Source organism: Pseudoalteromonas sp. TB64, assembly GCF_000498095.1.
Lineage (GTDB): Bacteria > Pseudomonadota > Gammaproteobacteria > Enterobacterales > Alteromonadaceae > Pseudoalteromonas.
The window spans coordinates 1-26201 of the sequence record NZ_AUTQ01000261.1 but is presented as its reverse complement, the minus strand read 5'-3'; the positions used below and the strand labels follow the sequence as shown (position 1 = coordinate 26201).

Here is a 26201-nt window from a genome sequence, read left to right as displayed (position 1 = left end):
GTACATAGCATACGGGTTTGATTATAAAAATAATAACGACCAAATAATTGCCGCTTTTTGGGACTGGAATATATGCGAATTGCTTCTTTATCTCTTTTAATTTCAGCTAGTTTGATAGCTAGTAGTGCATTTGCACAAGACACTGCTACTGTGACTGGAATTGATTCAGAGATTAGTATTAAACAAACAGAATACGATAACTCGACAAGAATACTTGATAAACACTTAAAAGAAGAAAGTCAGTTACAAAACCAACTGGAATTACTTCGTTCTCGTTCTACTGAGCTAGATAAAGAAAAAAACCAAGCCCTTGATGCGATGAATGAAATGTATCGCCGATTAATCGACGATCCTACGCTTGATATTAGTACGGCTCAATCGCGTTATCAAAAAGCGGTGGTCGATCACAAGCAAAATAAAGATGATATTTCTATGCAGTTGGCGGCAATTGCATCCCACCGTAAAGATATTGAACAGATTCGTGTTGCCAAACACACACTTTTAAATACTTTAGAAACCTTAAAAGAGCAGTTAACGACGGCTCGTGTTGAGCGTTTGCGCAACGAGTTTACCCGAGAGGGTGCACTTGAAGTTAATCACACAATAAATTGTAAGCGTACAGAAACACTTGCAGCATGTGAGCAACGCGGTCAGCAAATGGGTTTACAAAAAGCGACCAAACGCTTTGTAGACCAAATTTTTGCAAACTTAACTGAAGAGCGTTTAGTAGAGCCAAAGCGTAATATGGCAGGCGCGCAAGTACAAATTTTAAGTAGCCACGTAGTAAATAGTGCTTTTAGTGGACAAGGTAATTACAACGTTAATCTAAGCGTAACAATGCGTGGTGAAGTTAATAGCAGCCGCTTATGTAGCTTATTAAGTGTTGATAATCGCTATTGTTCTGAATATGGAACTCCACTGGCAACTACATATCAGCCTTCGTACAATAATACTTATTCTGATAGTCAGTTAACATTCAGTAATAACGCGGATAATACCGACACGGTATCTGTATCTCGTTTAAATAAGCAGCCTATACGTGATTACTCAGTAAAAAAAGCATCAGCGGAAAGAGATTATCCAGTAATATTGAACAAGGATAAATACGAGTCTGTTGAGCTTACATTACGTTCGAATGTATATGATGATGAAGTGTTTATTGATGGTGTAAGCTTTGGCTCAACACGTTTAATAACTCGCTTACCAAGCGGTGTTCATAACATTGAAATTCGTAAGTTAGGTTATAAACCTTATCAAGCTCGTATAGATTTGACTAAGGCACAAACCATTCACGCAAACTTAGTAAAAAAGTCTGAGTCGATTGCTGCACCGACGTACACTCGTGAGCAACCAAAAGTTGAAACTCGCCAGGTGAGCCAAAACGTTATTGTTTCAAGCACAAATGTTGAAACACCTGTTGTTGTTATTCCTGCTGGTAAGTTCAAAATGGGTGACATTAATGGCAATGGTCTGGCTAATGAACGTCCTGTTATTGAAAAGGCGATAGCAAATTCATTTGCTATGCAAAGCAAAGAAGTGACAGTGGGTGCATACGAAAAATTCGTATCAAACACTGGTTATAAAACGCAAGCAGAGCAAAGTAAAGGGTGTGCGTATTATTTAAATGGTGAGCCTGTATGGGAAAACGATTTAAATTGGCGTAATCCTGGTTTTGAACAAAGTAATGATTTTCCGGCTGTATGTTTAACCTATAATGATGCTAAAGCATATGCTGAGTGGTTATCTGGTCAAACAGGGCAGCAATTTCGTTTACCAAGTGAAGTTGAGTGGGAATACGCAGCACGCGCAGGAACTGAAACTGAGTACCCTTGGGGTAACGAAATTGGTAAAAATTTAGCTAACTGTGGTTGGTGTGGTAGCGAATGGTCAAACAAACGTGCAGCGCCTGTTGGTTCTTTTTCTCCTAATGCATTTGGATTATACGATACCGTAGGCAATGTGTGGGAATGGACCGATAAAAAATCAGGTGAGTCTGATGTTGCAGTAAGAGGTGGAGCCTGGAATTTTGCCCCAAGTCTTGCTCGTGCGTCAACGCGTTTAATTTTAGCGCCTGATTTTAGATCTAACTACATTGGTTTTCGCTTAGTACGCGAACGATAATATTTAGTAAGGAAGCTTAATAGCTTCCTTTTTCAAAATTAACAAAGGCAGCTGTACTTCACATTGCTCAACTAACTAAGCATGTTGAAGTGAAGCAGCTAACATAAGAACGTATTTCTAAGGTCATCCAGCCTCATGTTTAAAAAACTCCGTGGTATTTTTTCTAACGATCTATCGATCGACTTGGGTACAGCCAATACCCTAATTTATGTAAAAGACGAAGGCATTGTATTAAATGAACCTTCAGTAGTTGCTATACGCCAAGAGCGTGCTGGTGGACCTAAAAGTGTTGCATCTGTAGGTACAGAAGCAAAACTTATGTTGGGTCGTACGCCTGGCAATATAAAAGCAATTCGTCCAATGAAAGACGGTGTTATCGCTGACTTTTTTGTAACCGAAAAAATGTTACAACACTTTATTAAGCAAGTGCATAACAACAACTTTATGCGCCCAAGCCCACGAGTACTAATTTGTGTACCATGTGGTGCAACTCAAGTAGAAAAACGTGCAATACGTGAATCTGCAATGGGTGCCGGTGCGCGTGAAGTTTACCTAATTGAAGAACCAATGGCAGCAGCAATTGGTGCAGGCTTACCAGTATCAGAAGCAACTGGCTCAATGGTTGTTGATATTGGTGGTGGTACAACTGAAGTTGCTATTATTTCACTTAACGGTGTTGTTTACTCTTCTTCGGTACGTATTGGTGGCGATAAGTTTGATGAAGCTATTATCAATTATGTACGTCGTAACTTTGGTAGTTTAATTGGTGAAGCAACCGCTGAAAATATTAAACATCAAATCGGTTCTGCATTTAAAACAGATGAACCAATCGAAATTGAAGTACGTGGTCGTAACCTTGCAGAAGGTGTTCCGCGTTCATTTATGCTTAACTCACATGAGATTTTAGAAGCATTACAAGAACCACTAATGGGTATTGTAAGTGCGGTTATGGTTGCACTTGAGCAGTCACCACCAGAGCTTGCATCTGACATTTCTGCTCACGGTATGGTACTTACTGGCGGCGGTGCATTATTAAAAGATTTAGATCGTTTATTAATGGAAGAAACGGGTATTCCTGTTGTTGTTGCCGACGATCCGCTTACATGTGTTGCACGTGGTGGCGGTAAAGCACTTGAGATGATTGATGTTCACGGTGGTGACGTTTTTAGTTACGACTAATGAAATTAATGTTTGGAAGAACTGTATCCTTGCAGCTGCGACTTTTTGTCGCAGTGTTTTTGAGTATCGCACTCATAGCCGCAGACAGGTACACACAAGGTGGTACGGTTGTTCGTACCAGCCTAAACACCCTCGTAAGCCCATTAATTTACGTTGCTAATTTACCCTACGAGTTATTCAGCTTAAGCGCTAAAAGTTTACACACACGTGATCAACTCCTTACTGAAAATGAAGCGCTTAAAAAAAAGCAAATGCTACAAAGCGAGCAACTTCAGCAGTATCAATTTCTAGCCAGAGAAAATCAAAAACTTCGTGCTTTGCTCGGTTCATCTGCAAAACAACCTAATCGTAAAATTATTGCACAAGTACTCTCCGTTCATTCTAATCCGTATAGTCACCAAGTTGTTATTAATCGTGGCACAACCGATGGACTTAGCGAAGGGCAAGCTGTTATTGACGAAATGGGGGTTGTAGGGCAGCTCACTAAAGTTGGCTCAACAACATCTCGTGTTTTATTAATGACCGATACAACACATGCAACACCAGTACGTATTTTACGAAATGATGTGCGAACAGTGGTTGAAGGGATTGGTAAAATTAATGTAGTTAAGCTCTCACATGTGCCTCATAGCTTAGATGTTCGTATTGGCGATATATTAGTAACATCAGGGCTGGGGGGCACTTTTCCTGAAGGTTACCCGGTAGCTGTTGTTACTGAGATTAATCGTGATGAAGGGCGTCCTTTTGCACAAGTTTACGCAGAGCCTATTGCTCAGTTAGACCGTATTCGCTTATTAGTTATTTTATGGCGAAATCAACAGGAGCGCTTAAACAATGATTAGTCGTTATTCATTGTTAATTGCACTAAGTATATTTCTTGCACTGGTAATGGCATTAATGCCGTTACCATTTTCGTTCGAACCATTTAGACCGGATTGGGTATTACTGGTATTAATGTATTGGTCACTTGCAGTGCCGCATCGTATAAATATTGGTACAGCGTGGGTGGTTGGTTTATTAATCGACCTAGCATCGGGCTCACCGCTTGGAGTTAACTCACTCACATACTCAATTTGTATTTTTGTAACGGCAAGTAATTTTCAAAAAATTCGTAACTTTTCGCTTTGGCAACAAAGCTTACTAATTGGCTTATTTTTAACGTTGTATCATTTAATGCAATTTTGGTTAAATCACTTTTTGCTTGGTGTTTACTTTAATCCACAATACTTATGGCCGGTTTTAACGGGTACGTTGAGCTGGGTTTGGTTGTTTTTATTACTTCGTAAATATCGCAGACACTTTAGGATCAGGTAAATGACAACCTCAGTATATTTGGCATCTGCCTCTCCTCGTCGTAAAGAGTTATTAGCTCAATTAGGTATCGAGTTTTCACAATTTAGTGTTGATGCAGATGAAAGCCAATACCCAAATGAGCCCCCGTATGAGTATGTAGAGCGCTTAGCGCGTTTAAAGGCATGCTCTGGTGTTAAACTGGGGTATACGGACCGTCCTGTGCTTGGTAGTGACACTGTGGTAGTTATTGATAACCAATCACTTTGTAAGCCTCGTGACGAAGCTGATTTTACACATACACTAAAGCGTTTATCAGGTAATACACATCAAGTATTAACGGCGGTTGCTTTTGCGACACAAGAAAAAGTATTGAGTTGCGTTGTAAGTACAGATGTTACTTTTAAAACTCTCACAGATGAAGAAATAAAAGCCTATTGGCAAAGTGGAGAGCCACAAGACAAAGCCGGTGGTTATGGCATTCAAGGCTTAGGCGGACGTTTTGTTACCCACATTTCAGGTAGCTATTTCTCCGTTGTAGGCTTACCTTTGTATGAGACCGAACAATTATTAAAAACATTCTTAAGAAGGTAACATGAGTACAGAATTACTAATAAATGTCACGCCAAGTGAAAGCCGTGTTGCCCTAATCGAAAACGGTGTACTACAAGAGATTCAGCTAGAGCGAATTGGTAACTTAGGTATTGTGGGTAATATTTATCTAGGAAAAATAAGCCGTGTTTTACCCGGTATGCAAGCTGCCTTTGTGGATATAGGTCTTGAAAAAGCGGCATTTTTACATGCATCAGATATTGTAAATAGCGCATCTATTGTTGAAGGCGTCGACGACGTTCCAATAAAAAAAGTACAAGACATTCGTGAACTTGTTCGCCAAGGTCAATACATTATGGTGCAAGTGGTTAAAGACCCACTAGGTACTAAAGGTGCAAGACTTACCACCGACATCACTATACCTTCCCGCTATTTAGTTTTTATGCCAGATGCGACCCATGTAGGGGTTAGTCAGCGCATTGAAACTGAAGAAGAACGTTCTCGTCTTAAAAAAATAGTCGCTGAGTATGGCGATGAAAACGGCAGCTTTATCGTGCGCACCGCAGCTGAGGGCGCAAGTGAAGCTGAATTACGACACGATGCCGGATTTTTAAGAAAGTTATGGGAAAAAATAACATCTCGCCGTAAAAAAACGAGCAAAGCCAGTATATTACATGAAGATCTAACACTTGCCTTTAGAACCCTGCGTGATTACGTTGGTGAGGATATGGAGCGTATTCGTGTTGACTCAAAGCTTACTCATGAGGAGCTAAAGTTATTTACAGAAGAGTTTGTTCCACAACTTTCTCAGGTTTTAGAATACTATCCTGGCGAGCGACCTATATTTGATCTATTTGATGTTGAAAATGAAATTCAAAAAGCATTACATCGTAAAGTCACGTTAAAGTCGGGTGGTTATATAATTATTGACCAGACCGAAGCGATGACCACTGTTGATGTAAATACAGGTGCTTTTGTTGGGCATCGAAACTTAGAAGAAACAATTTTTAATACCAATGTAGAAGCTACTTCTGCAATTGCTCGCCAACTGAGGTTACGTAATTTAGGCGGTATTATTATTATCGACTTTATCGATATGATAAGTGAAGATCATAAGCGTCGTGTATTACACTCACTTGAATCTGCTTTAGCAAAGGATCGTACTAAAACTAATATAAATGGGCTTTCAGCGCTTGGTTTAGTTGAAATGACGCGTAAACGTACGCGCGAAAGCTTAGAGCATATTTTATGTGATGTGTGCCCAGCATGTTCTGGTCGTGGCTCGCAAAAAACGGTTGAGACGGTGTGTTACGAAATACTGCGTGAAATAGTACGTGTTAATCGTGCTTATGCTGCCGACAAGTTTATGGTGTATGCAGCGCCTGCGGTAAGTGAAGCCTTACTTAATGATGAGTATCATAATCTTGCTGAGCTTGAACTCTTCATCGGTAAACAAGTCAATATTCAAACAGAGAGTTTATACAGCCAAGAACAGTTTGATGTGGTAATGATGTAATGACGGTAAAAGCGGCCTGTTTTTTTTGTTTTAGAAAGTTATGGCAAACCTGCGCCATAGTTTTGGTATTACTGGCCGTTATTGTTTCAATTTTGAAATACACCCTTCCATATGTAAACGATTACAAAGGCGATATAGAAACTTACCTACATGATAAGTTTGCAGTAAGTCTTTCAATTGGCGCAATTTCGGCTAATTGGCAAGGTAATGGTCCTTCTTTAGTACTTGAAGATTTATCCTTTAAAGATAACGAAACAGCTCCTATTTCGCTCACCATAGCTAAAACAAGCTTAGAACTAAACTTATGGGAAAGCTTAAAAACGCTGCAGTTAAAATCTAATTACTTTGTTATTAATGGTTTTCATACCAGTGTGAATGTTGATAATTTGTTTAATGGTGATGATAAAGGTGAGGTTTCGTTTGAGCAAAAAGAGCTAATCGAAGGGCTTTTTTTAGGTGAAACCGGTCATTTTGCAATAGAAAATTCCAGTATTAACTTTATATTAGAAGATGGTACAGAGCGAAAATTACTGCTTAAAAATATTATTTGGCAAAATGAAGAAGATCAACATTTAGGCAGTGGTGAATTGGCACTGCCAGGTATTTCAGTTGGTAATTTTGACGCCCGTATAGCGCTTACAGGTAAAACTATAGAGCAAGTCGCTGGCGATATGTATGTGCAAGCTAATAAAGTTGATGTATCTAACTGGTTAGCTCAATACATCAGTACTGAAAAACAGCAATTACGTAGCGATATAAACTTACAGGCGTGGTTAAAGCTAGAAAAAGGCTTAGTAAGTGATATAAAAATGCAGTGGTTACCAAGTTTTGTTCGCTGGGAACATGACGCTCAAGAACAAAGCGTTAGTTTAAGCGAAGGTGGTTTTCACTTATACCCAGAACAAAAAGGTTGGCACTTAAAAAGCACCGGCTTAACGTTTAATAGCAACGATAAGGCATGGCCAAGTTTAGAGTTTGAGGCAAAAATAGGCGCTCAAAGTAAGATATGGTTGCAACAGGTTGATTTAGAACTTCTTAGTAATTTAGCCGCGTTAAGTAATTTTGATGGTTTAGACCCCTTTTTAGCTCGAGCTCCTAGCGGGCAAATTAAACAAGCTTACTTAAGCTTCACTAACCCCGAGCAATGGCTGTTATGGTTTGACGCTAATAACATTGGCTGGCAAGAACTAAATTCAATACCAGCAGCGCAAGCGCTGCGCGTAGATGGCTTAATGAATCAAAGCCGTGGTCGTATCTCGTTATTTGGTGAAAACGGCACATTTGTTACCGGCGAAAGCTTTAGTCACGATATAGATTATAACCAACTTAATATAGATTTAGATTTAGCAAAACAAGACTATGGCTGGCATGTTAGCAGCGATGATATCTGGTTTGATAATAACGATATAACGTTTGCTGGAGAAATGCAGCTTAGCTTAGGTGATAGCCCACGCCTTGATTTATACGCAGAGACGTTTATTCCCGATGTAAGTATTTTAGGGCGTTATTTACCTTTAAAAATAATGACCCCAAAGCTGGTGACTTATTTAAATGGTGCAATTAAAGGTGGTGAAGTTTCTAAGGCACAAGTGTTGTTTTCAGGTCCACTTTCGGGATTTCCATTTACTGATAACTCAGGGCAATTTGATTTTGTTGCGCAAATCGATAATGCAGCATATCAATTTGATCCAGACTGGCCGACAGTCACTGATGCAGACTTGCAATTACACTTTTCAAATGAGCGAATGGATATATATAGCCAAAAAGGCAAGCTCGTAAATTTAGACATTGGTAGTGGTGTAAAGGTAAGCATTGCTGACTTAATGAGTGCAGATGAATTAATTGTACAAATAGATAAAAAAATACCGATGGAAAAGCTGCATGATTTTTTTACAGCTACCCCCCTTGCTAAACCTCTAGCTAACATTTTTAATGTTGTGCAAATAAAAGGGGAAGCAAATGCCAATATAGAATTATTAGTTGGCTCAAAGTTTAAAGGCGGAGCAAGTGTAAGTGGCGTATTAGGCTTAACAGAACTCCCTGTTTATATAGCCAGTCCTGGTATTCAACTAGACAACTTTACTGGTGAACTGCATTTCGAAAACGATAATATAACCCTTAAAAATACCACTGCAACTTGGTTGGGTATGCCGCTTAATATTGATTACAACAGTAAAAGTAATAATAAAGACTACCAAGCAAATATTGATATAAATGCACAACTAGATGCCGAAACTCTTATCGATAATGCTCAAGGTATTTTAAATAACTATTTAAGCGGGCAAACTAATGTTGATATTGGTTTAGTGCTTAATTTTACCGAGCAAGGCTTTAATTATCGAGCTAAGGTCGCTTCGCCTTTAATTGGTTTAGTAAGTAATTTACCGGCACCTTATAGTAAAAGTAGTGAGCAAGTATGGCCTCTTGATGCCTTAATACAAGGTGATGAAATTTCTAACTTAATTACTGCAAATGCTAACCAGCAGTTCTACTTTAATGCGATTTTAGAAAATGGTAAGCAGCAATTTAGTAATGTGCACTTTGTGCTTGGAAAGCAGGATTTAGGGCTTAACCAAAAAGATTTAAGCGTTAACATTAACCTTGAAAAAACAGAACTGGTGCCTTGGTTTGATCTAATTAATCAAATTATTAATACAGCTAAAGCAAACCCTAACAAAAAGTCAAAAGGCATTATGCCGCCACTTAGCGAAGTAGTAGCAAGCATTGATACGCTGAATGCGAGTAATGTTGTATTTAACGACTTTGAAATGCGCTTAACGCCGGTACAAAATGACTTATATTTAAAGCTTAATGCTAAAGAGTTGCGAGCAAGTGTGTTTATTCCTTCATCGCAGCCGACCCAACCAATTCGTATCAGCAGCGATTATTTAAGACTTAACTTTATTGAGCCACCAGTACAAAAATCAGAAGTAACAGATATCCTTCCTGCTAAAGATCTAAGTTGGTTAACTAAAGTACCTGCAATAGAATTTGAATGTGCAGACTGTAAGGTAGCAAATTATCAATTAGGTAAAGTGAGCGCCTCAGTATTGAGTGACAGTAAACGTTTTATTATTTCGCAATTAGTTATTGATAAAGGCGATCATGTTTTACGCACCAAAGGCGATTGGCAAAATGGTGTAACAGAACTAAGCGGTAATCTTAAAAGTGAAGATATTGGTGCATTGTTTAATGAGTTTGATTTAACCACCGCGATTAAAGATTCTAAAGCCAACATTAATTATAATCTGACGTGGAAAGCCGCACCTTATGACTTTGATGTACCAAGCTTAAGTGGGAGTGTTGATTGGGATTTAGGCGAAGGGCACTTGACTGAAGTAAGTGATGGCGGTGCACGGGTATTTTCTTTACTGAGTCTAGATTCGCTAGTACGTAAGCTAAAACTCGATTTTAGAGATGTGTTTTCAAAAGGGTTTTTTTACAACAGCATGCAAGGCTCAATGCAGCTAGAAAATGGTATTGCTTACACTAAAGATACTAAAATGGATGGCGTACCTGNCCTGCCGATTTAACTATTAAAGGTTATGCAAATTTAAACACACTTGATATAGATTATGATCTTGCTGTGGCGCCGCAGGTAACGTCAAGTATTCCAGTTATTGTTGCGTGGATGGTAAATCCTGTAACAGGGCTTGCCGCATTAGCTCTGGATAAGGTTATTCATTCAGCTCGGGTGATCTCAGAGATCAACTTTAAAGTAACAGGAAAAATGAACGATCCTATCGTTCAAGAGCTTGATAGAAAAAGTCGAGAAGTTACGCTACCCCAAGCCGCGCAAAATCAGCCACAAGCATCAACTGAGTCAAAGTTTAATAATGCGGGCGTTACGGTAACACAATGAGTAAGGCTAGTAGTGTAGTTGCACCAACAATAATCGCTCTGCAAATGTGTTCTAAGTTAAACGCAGATGAAAATATTGAAGAACTTAAGCTTGCGCTTCAAACCTTACCAACAACACGGCCATTGTTAGTGTGTCTACCCGAAGCTTTTTTAGTCTTTAGTAAAAGTGGCAGCGACACGCTTTTAGTTGCCAAATGCATTGAGCAATACAAACAGCAATTAAGTGAACTGTGCAAACACCATAATATTTGGTTAAGCGCAGGAACAATCCCTGAGCTTCATAATAACAATAAATATTACGCTGCATCGCATTTATATAATAACCAAGGCGAGCTTGTTGCCTCTTACAACAAAATACATCTATTTGACGTAAATGTAGACGATACAACAGGAAGCTACCGAGAGTCAGACTTTACCCAAGCAGGTAAGGAAGTGATTGTTGTAGACACTCCCTTTGGTAAAATTGGCTTAACAGTATGTTATGATCTGCGCTTTAGTGGCTTATTTAATGAGTTAGTGCGCCAAGGGGCTGAAATTATATTAGTGCCCAGCGCATTTACCGTCGTAACAGGGCAAGCGCATTGGCAGCCATNCGGCAGCCCAGCACGGTACACATGAAAATGGCCGACAAACTTACGGTCACAGTATTATTATTTCACCTTGGGGTAACACCCTTGCTGAATTGCCAACAGGCACCGGTTTTATAAGCTGCAACGCAGATTTAAACCAGTTACACAAAATTAGACGAGATATGCCTGTGCAATCTCATCAACGATTTAGAGAGCATTTATTATGAATTCGGTTGAACAGCATTTATTACACGACAGCCAGCTAAATCGAGACGAACTCGAAAAAACGCTTGCCTACATTCACCAACATAAAGTGGACTATGCCGATTTATACTTTCAATCAAGCCATCATGAATCGTGGGTGCTTGAAGACGGCTTAGTTAAAGAAGGTTCTTATAATGTTGAGCGCGGCGTTGGCGTACGTGCTGTAAGTGGTGAAAAAACAGGTTTTTCTTACTCTGATGCAATCAACCTTGAAGCGCTAAATAAAGCAGCAACAGCTGCACGTAGCATTGCCGATGCTGGCGAAGATAGAGCGATTAAAGTATTTAGCGATGTTAAAGCTAAAGAGCAGTTTGCACCGCATCAACCAATTTCGAGCATGAGCGATACAGACAAAGTTAACTTATTACGCGAACTTGAAAATTATATTCGAGAGTTAGCACCAGACGCAGAACAAGTAATTAGTTCAATGTCGGCCGTATACGAAGAAGTATTAATAGCAGCCAGCGACGGTACTTTTGCTACTGATATTCGACCACTTATTCGCTTAAACTGTTCGGTATTACTTGAAAAAAATGGCCGCCGTGAACNGTGCAGGTGGTGGTGCTCGTTTAGATTATGGCTATTTTAAAGAGCTTGTTGACGGTAAGCCGCGCTGGATGGAATTTGCTGAGGAAGCTGTTCGTCAAGCTAAAGTAAACCTAGAAGCGATTGATGCACCAGCAGGTACAATGGAAGTTGTGCTTGGAAATGGTTGGCCTGGCGTGCTTTTACATGAAGCAGTAGGGCACGGTTTAGAAGGTGACTTTAATCGTAAAGGCGCGTCTGCATTTAGCGGTAAAGTTGGTCAAAAAGTAGCGTCTGAGCTGTGTACCGTTGTTGATGATGGCACAATGGCTGATCGTCGTGGTTCACTTAACGTCGATGATGAAGGTACCCCAGCAGCTTACAATGTACTTATCGAAAACGGTATTCTAAAAGGTTACATGCAAGATAAGCTAAACGCACGTTTAATGGGAGTAAGCCCTACTGGTAACGCACGTCGTGAGTCTTACGCACATTTGCCTATGCCACGCATGACTAACACTTATATGTTGGGCGGAGAGCATAGCCAAGCCGATATTATCAGCAGCGTTAAAAAGGGTGTGTTTGCTCCAAACTTTGGCGGCGGACAAGTTGATATTACGTCTGGCAAATTTGTATTTAGTGCATCAGAAGCGTATTTGATCGAAAATGGTAAAATTACTCAGCCAATTAAGGGCGCTACGCTAATTGGTAATGGTCCTGAAGTAATGCAACAAATATCAATGGTAGGTAATGATTTAGCGCTTGATAAAGGCGTGGGTGTTTGTGGTAAAGATGGTCAAAGTGTACCGGTAGGCGTAGGTCAGCCAAGTTTAAAAATTGATAAACTAACGGTAGGCGGTACGGCTTAAATATTACTCAAGCGCGAAGTGAATTAACACCTACGTGCTTGATGTTTATTATAGGTGAGGTTTTACACCTCGCTTTTTACTTTTAAGCTGGGCTTTAGGTGCGAAGTAAATTCGCACCTATGTGCTTGATGTTTATTGTAGGTGAGGTTTTACACCTCGCCTTTTATTTTTAAAAGCGGGACTCTATACGCGCGAAGTAAGTTCGCGTTTATAGGTTTGATATTTACTGTAGGTGAGGTTTTATACCTCGCTTTGTTTGCTAAGTTACATTAGTGCGAAGTAAATTCGCACCTACAAGGTGGATATTTATCGTAGGTGAGGTTTACACGTCACTTGCACCCTCTTTATTTTTTTCAGCCTCTTTATACCATAACGCAAAAAAGCACTCTGTTAGCTTGTGCTCTATTTCAAGGGCTTTTTCTGTAGGGCAAAATAAGGTAAAACTCGCCTTAAACTCACCTAGATCGGTTGTGCCAAAATGTATTACAGGTTCAGGACCTGAAATTTTTGCATCTAATTTACGTTCAATCATTGAGTTGTATCGACTAGCTACTTCTTGAAATTCTTCACAGTAAAGTTTCGCTCTTTCAGTCAGCGTGTCATGAATCGGGTATGGATTAAAACTTTCTCTGCGTACAATAATAAAGTGATGCGTAACAAAGCGCTTAACAAAGTTTAGATTTTTTATTGAACTGGTGATCAGTTTGTTATTTGGAATGTAGATTGTTTTTCTTGAAAATTGATATGTGTGTATATCAATTTCATGCATGGTGGTTTTAATCCAATCGGTTTCAGCAACTTCACCAAAATAATCACCTACCTGAATCCAATCTCCTACTCTAAATGGTCGTGTTGTTACCAAGTAAAAAAAGCCTATTATACATTGAATAAACTCTCGGGTAGCAAGCACAATGGCCACCGCAAATGCAGCGATAGATAGTGCAAAGTTTTGAATCTCAGTTGACCATATAAACAGGAGCAACAAAACCATCGTAAAATTAATGAAGTGCTTTATATTGTGTGCAATGTAGCGGATATCTTTTTCTTTTTTTTCTGCACGATTCTTCGCTAATTTATCAACTAGCACCTTTAAGACGAATGCAATAGTAAGCATTACCAGTGAAAGAAGAAATGGGTGTAACAGTATATCTTTATTCATAATTTCCTAATGGCTATAACTTTATTAGAGTGTAGTTCTGTATTGAGTAGTGCACGAATATAGTCGCTAATTTAACATTAATATTAATAAAAAACCCCTAGATAATCTAATATCTAGGGGTTTTTTTAAACTACTAAATTGTAAACCTATCGCATCGTAACAAACTCTTCCGAGCCCGTTGGATGAAGGGCTACAGTCGCATCAAAGTCTGCTTTTGTTGCGCCCATTTTCATTGCCACAGCAAAGCCCTGAATCATTTCGTCGACTGCAAAACCAATACCGTGTAGACCCACTACTTTTTCGTCAGGACCTGCACATACAAGTTTCATTTTACAAGGCTGGCGATGCTTAGTTACAGCGGTATACATTGCTGTAAAACCAGATTGATAAATTTTTACGTTTTCTTCACCGTACTGAGAGATTGCTTCTTGCTCAGTTAAACCAATTGTACCAATAGGTGGATGACTAAATACAACAGTAGGAACCAAGCTGTAATCCATCTTTAAGTCATCTGGTAAGTCTTTATTAAATAAGCGCTCAGACAAAGTACGACCGGCTTTAACCGCCACAGGAGTAAGCTCAATACCACCTTCGATAATATCGCCCACAGCATAAACATTTTTAGCTGTAGTGTTTTGATACTCATCAACTTTTACAAAGCCGCTGCTGTTAACTTCAACGCCTGCTGCTGCTACGTTGATAGAATCTGTTGTTGGCTCACGACCAATTGCCCAAATAACCTGATCTACGTTATGGCTTTTGCCATTATCTAAATGCAGAGTTACTGAGCCATCGTCTTCTTTAACAAGTTTATGTGGTACAGAATGCGTGTGTAAGGTTGGTCCTTCTGTAGCCATAACCTCAACAAGTGTATCTATAATATATGGGTCAAAGCTGCGAAGTGGTGCGTGTTTACGCACGAATAAATGTGTTTCAGTGCCTAAACCTTGTAATACACCAGCAAGCTCAACTGCTATGTAGCCTGCGCCAATAACAGCAACACGTTTAGGTTGTTCTTTTAGCTCAAAAAAACCATTTGAGTCAATACCGTGCTCAGCACCCTCAATATTTGGAATGCTCGGACGACCGCCAACAGCTATCAACATATGATCGGCAGTATAATGCTCGCCATTTACTTCAACTGTTTTACTATCTACGAATTTAGCAAAGCCTTTAATTACTGTAACGCCATTACTAGCAAGACCGCTGTCGTAACCTTTATGAATGCGAGCGATATAGGCTTCACGACTTTCTACTAATTTACCCCAGTCAAAGCCTTTTACTTCAATATCAAAACCGTAATCTGGTGCATATAAATTAATAGCTTCAGCAACTTGAGCACCGTGCCACATTACTTTTTTAGGTACGCAACCTACGTTTACGCAAGTGCCACCCATGTGTTTTGCTTCAATAAGTGCTACTTTAGCGCCACGCATCGCAGCTCTATTTGCAGAGGCAATACCACCACTACCACCACCGATTGCAATATAATCAAAGTGTTGTGTCATTTTATGTCCTTAGGCGTTGAGTTTTATGCGTATTAGCATAACATTAAGTTTTAAAAATAAAGAGTGTTTAGGTGACCTATGTTTAGTAAAAAAACATTCGAATTTCTTGCTCAGCTTGATCAAAAGAATAATAGAGACTGGTTTAATGACCATAAATCACAGTATGAGGAATACGTAAGAGAGCCTGCTTTAGATTTCATTAGGCAAATGCAGGCTCCTTTAATGGGTATTTCTAGCCACTTTATAGCATCAGATAAAAAAGTGGGTGGCAGTTTAATGAGAATCCATAAAGACGCGCGTTTTAGTAAAGATAAGACACCGTACAAAATAAATGTAGGCATTCAATTTCGTCATTTTATGGGGAAAGACGTACACGCTCCGGGTTTTTACTTTCACTTAGCTAATGACGAGTGTTTTGTTGGGGCAGGTATTTGGCGTCCAGAATCAAAAGTACTTAATAATATTCGCCATTGCATTGATGAAAATCCAAATAGCTATAAAAAAGCAATTTTTAACGATCAATTTAAGTCTGTTTATGAAATGTCGGGTGAGTCATTAAAGCGCCCGCCACGTGGTTTTGAAAAAGAACATCCTTTAATAAATGAGCTAAAAAGAAAAGACTTTATAGCGATAAGCCCATTTACTCAAAAACAAGTATGCAGTAATAACTTAATTGATACGGTGCTAGAGCGTTATAAAGTTGCTGACCCACTTATGGGATATTTATGTTTTGCACTAGGGCAGCCATATTAAAATCACGTAACTTAAAAACGGTAGAGTTGTTTTTTTACTTTTAGACCCAATTTAAAATGTAATGCATTCACGCAAAGAGACTATTTATGAGCAACCCATTAATCGGCCTTGAAGGCTTACCACCATTTTCAAAAATAAAGCCAGAATATGTAGTGCCAGCACTTAAGCACGGTATTGAGCTTTGTCGTAAAGCGATTGACGATGTACTAGCCAAAAAATCGTACACGTGGAATGACCTAGTATTACCACTTGAAGAAGCTGACGATAAATTATCGCGACTATTTTCTCCTGTCTCACATTTAAATTCGGTAATGAACAACGACGAACTGCGTGAAGCTTACGAGCAGTGCTTGCCGCTTATTTCTGAGTACTCAACATTTGTAGGGCAACACCAAGGTTTATTTGAAGCATATAACGCACTTTATAATAGTGATGAATTTAAAACGTTAACCACTGCTCAACAAAAAAGTATTACTAATGCACTGCGTGATTTTAAATTGTCGGGTATTGCCTTAGCGCCAGAGCAACAAAAACGCTACGGTGAAATTAGCGTTCGCTTATCAGAGCTTGCTTCTAAATTTGGCAATAACGTAATGGATGCCACGCTTGCTTGGCATAAGCATATTACAGATGAAAGTGAACTTGCTGGCTTACCAGAATCTGCTTTAGCGCTTGCAGCAGATACTGCAAAAAATAGAGATCTAGAAGGTTGGGTTATCACACTCGACATTCCATCATATTTACCAATTATGACGTTTGCAGATAACCGAGAGCTTCGTAAAGAAACTTACACCGCGTTTTCTACTCGTGCCTCGGATCAAGGTCCTAATGCAGGAGAGTTTGATAACTCAGCAATAATGAGTGAAGAACTTGCGCTTCGTCATGAAATTTCACAATTACTAGGCTTTAACAGCTACGCTGAAAAGTCACTTGCTACAAAAATGGCTGAAACACCTGAGCAAGTATTCTCATTTTTAGAAGACCTCGCTGCCAAGTCAAAGCCGCAAGCAGAGCAAGAAGTTGCCGAGCTTAAAGCTTACGCTCAGCAACAACACGGTATTACAGAGTTAGAAGCATGGGATTTTGGGTATTACAGTGAAAAGTTAAAGCAAGAAAAGTACGCTATTTCAGATGAAGTACTGCGTCCTTACTTCCCAGCAAATAAAGTGCTTAGCGGATTATTTGAAACAGTTAATCGCTTATTTGGTATTAGCGTTAAAGAAGTAACTGATTTTGATAGTTATCATAAAGATGTACGCTTTTTTGAAATAGTTGATAGCAGCAATACATTACGCGGTCGTTTTTATCTTGATTTATACGCACGAGATCACAAACGTGGTGGCGCATGGATGGATGACTGTATGGGTCGTAAAGTACGTGCTAATGGCGAATTACAAACTCCAGTTGCTTATTTAGTGTGTAACTTTAATAAAGCGGTTGGTGATAAACCTGCACTGTTTACTCATGACGAAGTAACAACGTTGTTCCATGAGTTTGGTCATGGTATTCATCATATGCTTACACAAGTTGATGCTGCACCTGTTGCTGGTATTAATGGTGTTGCGTGGGATGCGGTAGAGCTGCCAAGTCAGTTTTTAGAGAACTGGTGTTACGACGAAGAAGCACTGAGCTTTATTTCTGGTCATTATGAAACGGGTGAGCCATTACCAAAAGAGTTACTAGATAAGTTACTCGCGGCTAAAAACTACAATTCAGGTATGCAAATGCTGCGTCAAATTGAGTTTTCGTTATTCGACTTTAAAATTCATAATGATTATGTAGCAGGTCAGCCGTGTCAAATTCAAGCAGTTCTAAACGATGTGCGTAGCCGTACTTCTGTTGTTAAACCGCCTGAGTTTAACCGTTTTCAACATGGCTTTAGCCATATATTTGCAGGTGGTTATAGCGCAGGGTATTACTCTTATAAATGGGCTGAAGTATTATCAGCAGATGCGTTTTCTAAGTTTGAAGAAGAAGGCATTTTTAACCCGCAAACGGGGCAATCATTTATGCAAAATATTTTAGAAAAAGGTGGTAGTGAAGAGCCAATGGAGCTATTTAAAAACTTCCGAGGTCGTGAGCCAAGTGTTGATGCATTACTGCGTCACAGTGGTATTGCTACCGCTTAAGTCACTCTATTAAAATTTGACTTACGTTTATTAAAGCGCCTCTATGGCGCTTTTTTATTGTTTTTTAATTATTATCTAGTAATTGCAACCTGCCGTACTATGCTCTTAATACACCTATTAAAATGGACTAAGGCATGGCAAAGTTGGTATTAGCGATAGATGATGACAAATACGTCCATCATATTATTGAAGAATCTCTAGCGGGGTTTTGTGAAATTATACATGCTAAAGATGGTGATGAAGGACTAAGGCTTACCAACAAATACAATCCAGATATTATTTTGCTCGATATAGAAATGCCAGGTAAATCAGGATATGAAGTGTGCCAAATAATTAAAGAAAATGAGTCAACTAAAGATATTCCTGTTATGTTTTTATCTTCTAAAGTTGAGCTTGCTGATCGCGTAAAAGGTTATAGTGTAGGCGCCAGTGATTATATAACTAAACCTTTTAATGCTGAGGAGCTAATGGCACGAATAAAAGTGCTATATGAGTACCGTCAGCAATGCGTAAGACTAAAATTCGATATAGAAAAAGCAAATAAAACAGCCGAAATGGCAATGACTGAATCGAGTGATATGGGGCGAATAATGCGCTATGTCGGGCAGAGCTATCATTCAAATAATTTTCAAACATTGAGTGAACATTTTTTAGCTTTTTTTAAGCCTTTTGATTTAGATATTGCTGTGGTTTTTTGGTACAAAAACAAAGGTATTTTTTATAGCCAGCAAAGCGGTGTATGCCCTTTAGAGCAAGAGCTATTAGAGCAACATAGACATGCCGAGCGATTTGTTGATATTGGTAATAGCACAATTATAAATTACCCTAAAATATCACTGCTAATAAAAAATATGCCAGTTGATAACCACTTATTGTACGGACACTATAAAGATTTATTCCCACATATTTTAAACGTTACCAACGAAAAAGTCGTTAGTATGGAAAGAGACGAAAGTGGTTACGAACAAGCTTCTCAAGTGAGCACTGCACTTCAAGATATTGCAAAGCAATTAAATAGCCAAAATGTAATACAAAATAACACCACTAAGCAGTTTATAGAGCAGCTACATGAGCTTGATTGTGCTATTAAATTGCAAAGTGAAATAACTAACACCGCAGATTTAGATTTGTATATGTCGCAACTTGATCAAACTATGCAACTATTTACCTCGGCTAATAGTGATTTAGCATTTATTAAATATCAATTAAAGCATATTACCGAAAGTCGCAACGAGCTTTTAGCTAATTTACGCAGTAAAGCGGAAATTACTGTGGAGTCTAATGTTATTCATACTAACGATATAGAGCTATTTTAGTGCTTTAAAGAGTACTGGTTGATATACTGCGAAGGTATTTTATCGTCGGAGTTTATTGTGGTTATTCAGTGTGCTTTTAAAGAGTTACGCCCTTATTTAAATGAGCTAGAAACACGCTTTGGTTTAGCCCAATGGGCGCAACATAGTAATGGCTTTAGCTTACATTACGACGATAAAGGACTTAGTTTATATAAAACAGATGAGCCAAAACTAGGTGCTATTAGTGTTGACTTTGTAACAGGTGCTGCTGCCCACAGACGCAAGTTTGGCGGTGGAAAAGGGCAAGCAATTGCTAAAGCCGTAGGGTTAAACAAAGGTGCAACACCGGTCGTGCTAGATGCAACTGCTGGCCTTGGGCGTGACGGTTTTGTACTTGCATCACTTGGGTGCAAAGTTATACTGCACGAGCGCCATCCGGTTGTAGCTGCGCTATTATATGATGGCTTGCAGCGTGCTTATAGCGATACCGAAATTGGCTTATGGATGAAAGAAAACATGAGCTTAGTATTTGGCTCAAGCCACACATTATTAGCGCAATGCGAGAGCATGCCTGATGTTGTGTATTTAGACCCTATGTTTCCGCACCGCGAAAAATCAGCCTTAGTTAAAAAAGAAATGCGCGTATTTCAAGAGTTAGTGGGCGCCGATAACGACGCTGACGACTTACTGGAATTTGCCTATCCACTTGCTAGCAAGCGTGTCGTTGTAAAGCGCCCCGATTACGCCCCGTTTTTAAATGATAAAACGCCGAGTATGCAAATAAAAACAAAGAAAAACAGATTTGATGTTTATGTAAAAGCAGCAATGGTTTAAATATCGCTATAAACATAGTCTGCTTGCAGCGACAACAGAATTGTCTGTGAGAGCACAAATCTGTCCAGCTATATTCTCCTATTTACTACAAAGCCACTAAAACAATACTACACAGTTACTTGGCTTTTCTTTTCCTATCTGCAATTTTTGCGCAAAACTCTAAGTAATCACAAATTTCTTTTGGAGCATATCTTTGAAATGTATTCATTAAAAAAGCTTGCCCGTTGAGGTATTACCTAAATTAGCTAACATTCAGTCAACACTGAATTTTTGATATTGACCTCGTATATAAACCTCACAGGTTATATCGCCTCTACATTGAGCAGCATTTCTTCTCTATAGCTTTTAAGGTAATCGCTAGTTCCCATAGCTGTATCTGAAATATCTAAACCAGCATTAATACTGAACTCTAACCGTTTAAGCTTTCTTACTCTATTTTATCTCTGCACTACAGCTAAGCTTAAAAACTAAGCAGTTTAGCCATTGCAGGATTTGAGCTGTTTATTGCAATGCCATAAGGGGTAAGACCCTCTTCAGTTCTCACTTGTTTATTTGCTCCATGCGCCAAAAACAACTTAGTTAATTGGTAGCATGAATTACTTGCAGTTATATGCAAAGGTGTAACCCCCTTTGCATTATGGGTATAGTAAGTTTCTGTTTGTGAAACATAATTAACGTTCGCGCCTTTTTCAATAAGTTTTTTAGCTTTATCCAATTGGCAATGAAAGGACGCTCTAAAAAGTGGAGTTATACCGTCAAGTTTATCAACTATATTTGGATTCGAATGCTCAAGAATCAAATCAAAATACCGCGAATCATCAACTCCCATAAACATAAATAAATAATAGATATCTGTACCGTTATCATTAATAATAAAAAAGTTCTTATTATCTGTTTTTTCATAGGCACGACGAAAAACACCGAAGTCATGCGTTTTGATTGCGGCTATCATCTTATTGTTGGCCACATAACGTTTAGCTTCTTTCGGCTTTTTAGAGATGGTTGTAAATGGCTCTAAAGTGAGTGCATTTGATTCAGGCTGAGTATCTTCGGTTCTATTATCCGAACAGGCAAAACTAAATAGCGCAATGGTAGTGACAAAAACGACTTTTGATAGATTCACTGATTAATACCTTATTTTTAATAAAGCATAATGAATAAATGGTGTATTGAATAAAGAGATAAGCAAACCAATACAAGAGAGGGATATATCTAATAATCTCAATTTTATAATTCCTTTTATATAAATTAAAAACAAACTAGCAAAAACGAAAGTAAGAATCAAAAATGTAAACATCATACAATAATTAAATAGCATTCCCCTTCATTTTTGAATCCAAGTATTACTCCTCCCCAAGAAGCGGTATATCTCGCTTTATTAGTGTTTGATTTAAGGATCTAAGTTTTAGAATCTAGGATCTTAGAGAGTTTTCATGTTAGAATTCGCGCAATTTTTTGGCTTATAGATAAGTAGCACAGCAATGATCTTAGATGATATTCGCGTTGTTTTAGTTAACACCTCGCACTCTGGTAATATTGGTTCGGCGGCACGCGCCATGAAAACGATGGGTTTATCAAAACTTTATTTAGTAGATCCTGCATGTGAAATCGACAGCCAAGCGAGCGCTTTAGCTGCCGGCGCAAGTGATGTTTTAGGTAATGTTGTAATTGTAGATACAGTTGCAGATGCGATTGCAGATTGTGCATTAACAATAGGCACTAGTGCTCGTTCGCGTACGCTTTCTTGGCCTATGGTTGAGCCACGTGAATGTGGTGAAAAACTAGTGGCTGAAGCGGTAAATGGTCCTGTAGCACTTGTGTTTGGTCGTGAAAATAGTGGTTTAAGCAATGATGAGTTACAACTTTGTAATTACCATGTGTGTATTCCTGCAAATCCAGAGTACAGTTCGCTAAACTTAGCAATGGCAGTACAAACGTTGTGTTATGAAACACGTATGGCATTTTTGAATCAACAGCCAACAGCGACTGAAGAAGACGATACTGTTTACCCAAGCTCAAAACAAACTGAGTTATTTTACGATCATCTTGAAGACACGTTATTTAAAACGGGTTTTATAGTTAAACAGCACCCCGGTATTGTGATGACTAAATTACGTCGTTTGTTTAACCGTGCTCGCCCTGAAGATGCTGAAATGAATATTTTACGCGGCATCCTTACTTCAATTAATAAGTCTATACCTAAGTAATTAAACTATAGCAACTTAGGTATAGCTATTAGTTATAAAAACCAGTGGTTAAATAACTAGCTAATACTTGACTAAAATACTCAGGTAATTACAATAGCTGTAATACTTGACCAAAGAGGTCAAGTATTAAAAATTTGTTAATTCTAATTTTTAAATTAAGAGTTTCTAAATCAAATTTTTATCAAGTGATAATACTTGACTAATTTACTCTGGTAATTAAAATTTGCACTCTCAAGTGCAGGGGGCATTATGAAGTTAACATCAAAAGGCAGATATGCCGTTACAGCTATGCTTGATGTTGCACTGCACACAGGCGTAGGTCCTGTAGCCCTTGCTGATATTTCACAGCGACAAGAAATTTCTTTGTCTTACCTTGAACAATTATTTGCCCGCCTACGTAAAAATGGACTAGTAAGTTCTGTTCGCGGTCCTGGTGGTGGTTATTTACTCGGACGAGAAACAAACGTTATTTCTGTCGGTGATATAATTAGCGCAGTGGACGAGTCGGTAGATGCAACACGTTGCCAAGGCGCCGACACTGGTTGCCAAAGTGGCATGCGCTGTTTAACACATAATTTGTGGTCAGATTTAAGTGCTCGAATAGAAGAATTTTTAAATAATATTACCCTTGCTGAATTGGTGGAAAAATCTGATGTGAAAGAAATTGCATCACGCCAAGATAATAGTATTAATAATGCAATTAAGCAGTTGGAAAACATTCAAGTAAGCTGTCAACTTTAGGTTGACCTGCAGCGGAGAGAGAAATGAAGTTACCGATTTATTTAGATTACGCAGCGACTACGCCTGTTGATGAACGTGTTGCTAAAGAAATGATGCAATGCCTAACAATGGACGGTAAGTTTGGTAATCCTGCGTCACGTTCACACCGTTTCGGTTGGCAAGCAGAAGAAGCTGTTGATCAGGCGCGTACAGATATTGCTGATTTAATTAATGCAGACCCACGTGAAATTGTTTTCACCTCGGGTGCAACTGAATCAAATAACCTTGCTATTAAAGGTGCAGCACAGTTTTACAAAAAGAAAGGTAAGCACGTTATTACCGCTAAAACTGAGCATAAAGCAGTAATCGACACATGTCGTGAGCTTGAGCGCCAAGGTTTTGAAGTAACTTACATGGACGTTGAAGAAAACGGCTTACTTGATTTACAAAAACTTGCCGACACAATGCGTGACGACACAGTACTTGTAAGCATCATGCACGTTAATAACGAGCTAGGTGTAATTCAAGACATCGCAACTATTGGTGAAATGTGTCGCGAACGTAAGATTATGTTCCACGTAGATGCAGCACAAAGCGCAGGTAAAGTATTAATCGACATGCAACAGCTTAAAGTTGATTTTATGTCGTTCTCAGCACATAAAGTGTATGGTCCTAAAGGTGTTGGTGCACTTTACGTTCGTCGTAAACCACGTGCTCGCCTTGAAGCGCAAATGCACGGTGGCGGTCATGAACGTGGTATGCGCTCTGGTACTTTAGCTACTCACCAATTAGTAGGTATGGGTACCGCGTTTAAAATTGCTAAGCAAGATTTCGAAAAAGATCACGCACACATCAGCGCATTACGTAATCGTTTAATCGACGGTATTATGGCTGATATGGACGAAGTATACTTTAACGGCACGCAAGACCAATCAGTACCAGGTATTGTAAACATCAGCTTTAACTTTGTTGAAGGTGAGTCGTTACTTATGGCAGTAAAAGACATTGCAGTATCGTCAGGTTCAGCCTGTACATCTGCAAGCTTAGAGCCTTCTTATGTATTACGTGCACTTGGCCGTAACGACGAATTAGCGCATAGCTCAATTCGTTTTAGTATTGGTCGCTTTACTACCGAAGAAGAGATTGATTATACCGTCGAATTAATGAAAAACTCTATCGGTCGCCTACGTGAAATGTCTCCACTTTGGGAGATGCATCAAGAAGGTATTGATTTAGATTCAGTTGAATGGGCTCACCACTAATAGTGTGAGCACATACCCTAGCAGGTAATGAGGATAGAATAATGGCTTATAGTGATAAAGTAATCGACCACGTAGAAAACCCACGTAACGTAGGTACTCTAGATAAGAACGATCCGTCAGTGGCAACGGGTATGGTAGGCGCACCAGCATGTGGTGACGTAATGAAATTGCAAATTAAAGTATCTGCCGAAGGCGTTATTGAAGATGCAAAATTCAAAACCTACGGTTGTGGCAGTGCAATTGCTTCATCTTCACTTGTAACAGAGTGGGTTAAAGGTAAGACGCTAGACGAAGCTGCGACAATTAAAAACACTGATATCAGTGCAGAGCTAGAATTACCACCAGTGAAAATTCACTGTTCAATTTTAGCAGAAGACGCAATTCAAGCAGCAATTGCAGACTATAAAAGTAAACAAGCGAAGTAAGAGACTCTCATGGCAGTGACATTGACAGATGCGGCAGCAAACCGCGTACAATCATTTTTAGCAAACCGCGGTAAAGGTTTAGGCCTGCGCGTTGGCATTAAAACGACGGGCTGTTCAGGTCTTGCTTATGTACTTGAGTTTGTTGACGATTTAAACGAAGACGATGAAACTTTTGCAGCTAAAGGCGTTACATTAATTGTTGACGCTAAAAGCTTAGTTTACATCGACGGCACAGAGCTCGACTACACCAAAGAAGGCTTGAATGAAGGGTTTAAATTTAGAAACCCTAATCAAGCTGACGAATGTGGTTGTGGCGAAAGCTTTACCGTTTAAGCTTAAATGTGTTTCTCATACCTAAGTTACTTGGGTATAAATAAGCCCTGCCAGTAATTGTAGGGCTTTGTTATTTTTGAAATTAATTTCTGAATTTTATTGGTTGAAGTTATGCGCTATTTTGAGTTATTTGCAATACCAGTTGACTACAATATTGATTTAGTAACGATCAACAAACACTATTTAGAGCTACAACGTACTGTGCATCCAGACAGACATGCAAACGCGAGTAGTCGCGATAAGTTAATGGCTGTACAAAGTGCTGCTGAAATTAATGACGCACTACAAATATTAAAGCACCCAGTAAAGCGTGCTGAATATATGCTAAGTGAGTTAGGTGTTGATATTCGTGCTGAGCAGCAAACCTTGCAAGATCCTATGTTCTTAATGCAACAGATGGAACTTCGCGAAGAGTTAGAAGAGCTTGAATCAGCGAATGACCCTGATACAGCGATTGCTAATTTTGAAAAACAAATCAAACAACTCAATGAACAATACAGTGCACAACTTGCAGAGCAATTAGCAAGCAACGATGAGCAGCAGTACCAACTCGCTGCCGATAATATTCGTAAACTAAAATTTGTTTACAAATTACGTGACGAACTTGAACGCATTGAAGACAGTTTATTTGACGATTAATTACTTGCTGCAAAGCGAGCAACACGAGTTTAAAGAGCATTATGGCATTATTGCAAATTGCTGAGCCGGGGCAGAGCGCGGCACCACACGAACATAAATTAGCGATAGGTATTGACCTTGGTACAACTAATTCATTGGTAGCTACTGTGCAAAGTGGCGAAGCACGCACGCTAACAGATGAGTTTGGCGAG

Annotated in this window: 20 protein-coding genes and 3 pseudogenes; 20 read left to right on the top strand and 3 right to left on the bottom strand. The window is 39.1% G+C overall.

Annotated features, from left to right (window positions below):
* Window positions 1-72 precede the first annotated feature (72 nt).
* The 9 genes and pseudogenes from L647_RS0121620 (at window position 73) to tldD (ending at window position 12746) form a co-directional block, all read left to right on the top strand.
* Window positions 73-2121 carry a formylglycine-generating enzyme family protein gene (locus L647_RS0121620; protein ID WP_024612859.1) on the top strand — a complete coding sequence of 683 codons (2049 nt, stop codon included), beginning with the start codon at window positions 73-75 and terminating at the stop codon, window positions 2119-2121.
* A gap of 135 nt (window positions 2122-2256) precedes the next feature.
* Window positions 2257-3300 (top strand): rod shape-determining protein, encoded by a 1044-nt coding sequence (locus L647_RS0121615; RefSeq protein ID WP_024612858.1) that lies wholly within the window; start codon window positions 2257-2259, stop codon window positions 3298-3300.
* Window positions 3300-4142: a rod shape-determining protein MreC gene (gene mreC / locus L647_RS0121610; RefSeq protein ID WP_173399998.1), complete on the top strand. Its 843-nt coding sequence runs from the start codon at window positions 3300-3302 to the stop codon at window positions 4140-4142. The genes L647_RS0121615 and mreC overlap by 1 nt, the downstream gene beginning before the upstream one ends.
* On the top strand, window positions 4135-4614 hold the full coding sequence (mreD, locus tag L647_RS0121605; protein WP_024612856.1) for a rod shape-determining protein MreD: 480 nt from the start codon (window positions 4135-4137) through the stop codon (window positions 4612-4614). The genes mreC and mreD overlap by 8 nt, the downstream gene beginning before the upstream one ends.
* Window positions 4615-5184 (top strand): Maf family protein, encoded by a 570-nt coding sequence (locus L647_RS0121600; RefSeq protein ID WP_024612855.1) that lies wholly within the window; start codon window positions 4615-4617, stop codon window positions 5182-5184.
* Between the two features lies 1 nt (window position 5185).
* Window positions 5186-6658, top strand: coding sequence for a ribonuclease G (gene rng, locus L647_RS0121595; RefSeq protein ID WP_024612854.1), 1473 nt, complete (start codon window positions 5186-5188; stop codon window positions 6656-6658).
* A pseudogene (locus L647_RS01000000124805) lies at window positions 6658-10520 on the top strand (YhdP family protein). Before rng ends, L647_RS01000000124805 begins: the two are co-directional and overlap by 1 nt.
* Window positions 10517-11315, top strand: a pseudogene (locus L647_RS01000000124800) (carbon-nitrogen hydrolase family protein). The pseudogenes L647_RS01000000124805 and L647_RS01000000124800 overlap by 4 nt, the downstream one beginning before the upstream one ends.
* Window positions 11312-12746: pseudogene (gene tldD / locus L647_RS01000000124795) on the top strand (metalloprotease TldD). Before L647_RS01000000124800 ends, tldD begins: the two co-directional pseudogenes overlap by 4 nt.
* Window positions 12747-13068: 322 nt before the next feature.
* Here tldD and L647_RS0121575 read toward each other — a convergent pair.
* Window positions 13069-13905, bottom strand: a complete 837-nt coding sequence (locus L647_RS0121575) for a mechanosensitive ion channel family protein (protein WP_024612853.1) — start codon at window positions 13903-13905, stop codon at window positions 13069-13071.
* A gap of 146 nt (window positions 13906-14051) precedes the next feature.
* Window positions 14052-15413, bottom strand: a complete 1362-nt coding sequence (gene gorA / locus L647_RS0121570; protein ID WP_024612852.1) for a glutathione-disulfide reductase — start codon at window positions 15411-15413, stop codon at window positions 14052-14054.
* 78 nt (window positions 15414-15491) lie between these two features.
* Between gorA and L647_RS0121565 the strand changes: the two genes are divergently transcribed.
* The 4 genes from L647_RS0121565 to L647_RS0121550 all read left to right on the top strand — a co-directional run bounded on the left by L647_RS0121565 (window position 15492) and on the right by L647_RS0121550 (window position 20424).
* Window positions 15492-16166 (top strand): DUF2461 domain-containing protein, encoded by a 675-nt coding sequence (locus L647_RS0121565; RefSeq protein ID WP_024612851.1) that lies wholly within the window; start codon window positions 15492-15494, stop codon window positions 16164-16166.
* Window positions 16167-16252: 86 nt separating this feature from the next.
* Window positions 16253-18295 carry an oligopeptidase A gene (prlC, locus tag L647_RS0121560; protein ID WP_024612850.1) on the top strand — a complete coding sequence of 681 codons (2043 nt, stop codon included), beginning with the start codon at window positions 16253-16255 and terminating at the stop codon, window positions 18293-18295.
* Window positions 18296-18429: 134 nt separating this feature from the next.
* On the top strand, window positions 18430-19611 hold the full coding sequence (locus tag L647_RS0121555) for a response regulator (protein WP_024612849.1): 1182 nt from the start codon (window positions 18430-18432) through the stop codon (window positions 19609-19611).
* A 57-nt stretch (window positions 19612-19668) separates the two neighbouring features.
* Entirely contained in the window at window positions 19669-20424 is a 756-nt protein-coding gene (locus L647_RS0121550; protein ID WP_024612848.1) for a class I SAM-dependent methyltransferase, read from the top strand.
* A 460-nt stretch (window positions 20425-20884) separates the two neighbouring features.
* Here the strand turns inward: L647_RS0121550 and L647_RS1000000125110 are convergent, their stop codons facing one another.
* Window positions 20885-21547 (bottom strand): ankyrin repeat domain-containing protein, encoded by a 663-nt coding sequence (locus L647_RS1000000125110; protein WP_024612847.1) that lies wholly within the window; start codon window positions 21545-21547, stop codon window positions 20885-20887.
* 358 nt (window positions 21548-21905) lie between these two features.
* On the opposite strand from L647_RS1000000125110, the gene trmJ reads away from it, so the two are divergent.
* From trmJ to L647_RS1000000125945, 7 genes are all read left to right on the top strand, one after another.
* Window positions 21906-22631, top strand: coding sequence for a tRNA (cytosine(32)/uridine(32)-2'-O)-methyltransferase TrmJ (trmJ, locus tag L647_RS0121540; protein WP_024612846.1), 726 nt, complete (start codon window positions 21906-21908; stop codon window positions 22629-22631).
* A 249-nt stretch (window positions 22632-22880) separates the two neighbouring features.
* A complete protein-coding gene (gene iscR / locus L647_RS0121535) occupies window positions 22881-23372 on the top strand; it encodes a Fe-S cluster assembly transcriptional regulator IscR (RefSeq protein WP_024612845.1) in 492 nt (163 codons plus the stop codon).
* A 23-nt stretch (window positions 23373-23395) separates the two neighbouring features.
* The gene (locus L647_RS0121530) at window positions 23396-24613 is read left to right on the top strand and encodes an IscS subfamily cysteine desulfurase (protein ID WP_024612844.1); all 1218 of its coding nucleotides are present in this window, start codon (window positions 23396-23398) and stop codon (window positions 24611-24613) included.
* Window positions 24614-24654: 41 nt separating this feature from the next.
* Window positions 24655-25038, top strand: a complete 384-nt coding sequence (gene iscU, locus L647_RS0121525) for a Fe-S cluster assembly scaffold IscU (protein WP_007377675.1) — start codon at window positions 24655-24657, stop codon at window positions 25036-25038.
* Window positions 25039-25047: 9 nt separating this feature from the next.
* Window positions 25048-25371, top strand: a complete 324-nt coding sequence (gene iscA / locus L647_RS0121520) for an iron-sulfur cluster assembly protein IscA (protein WP_007377674.1) — start codon at window positions 25048-25050, stop codon at window positions 25369-25371.
* 111 nt (window positions 25372-25482) lie between these two features.
* Entirely contained in the window at window positions 25483-26010 is a 528-nt protein-coding gene (hscB, locus tag L647_RS0121515; protein WP_024612843.1) for a co-chaperone HscB, read from the top strand.
* 41 nt (window positions 26011-26051) lie between these two features.
* A partial coding sequence (locus tag L647_RS1000000125945; RefSeq protein ID WP_139015466.1) for an Hsp70 family protein occupies window positions 26052-26201 on the top strand: 150 nt, incomplete at its 3' end.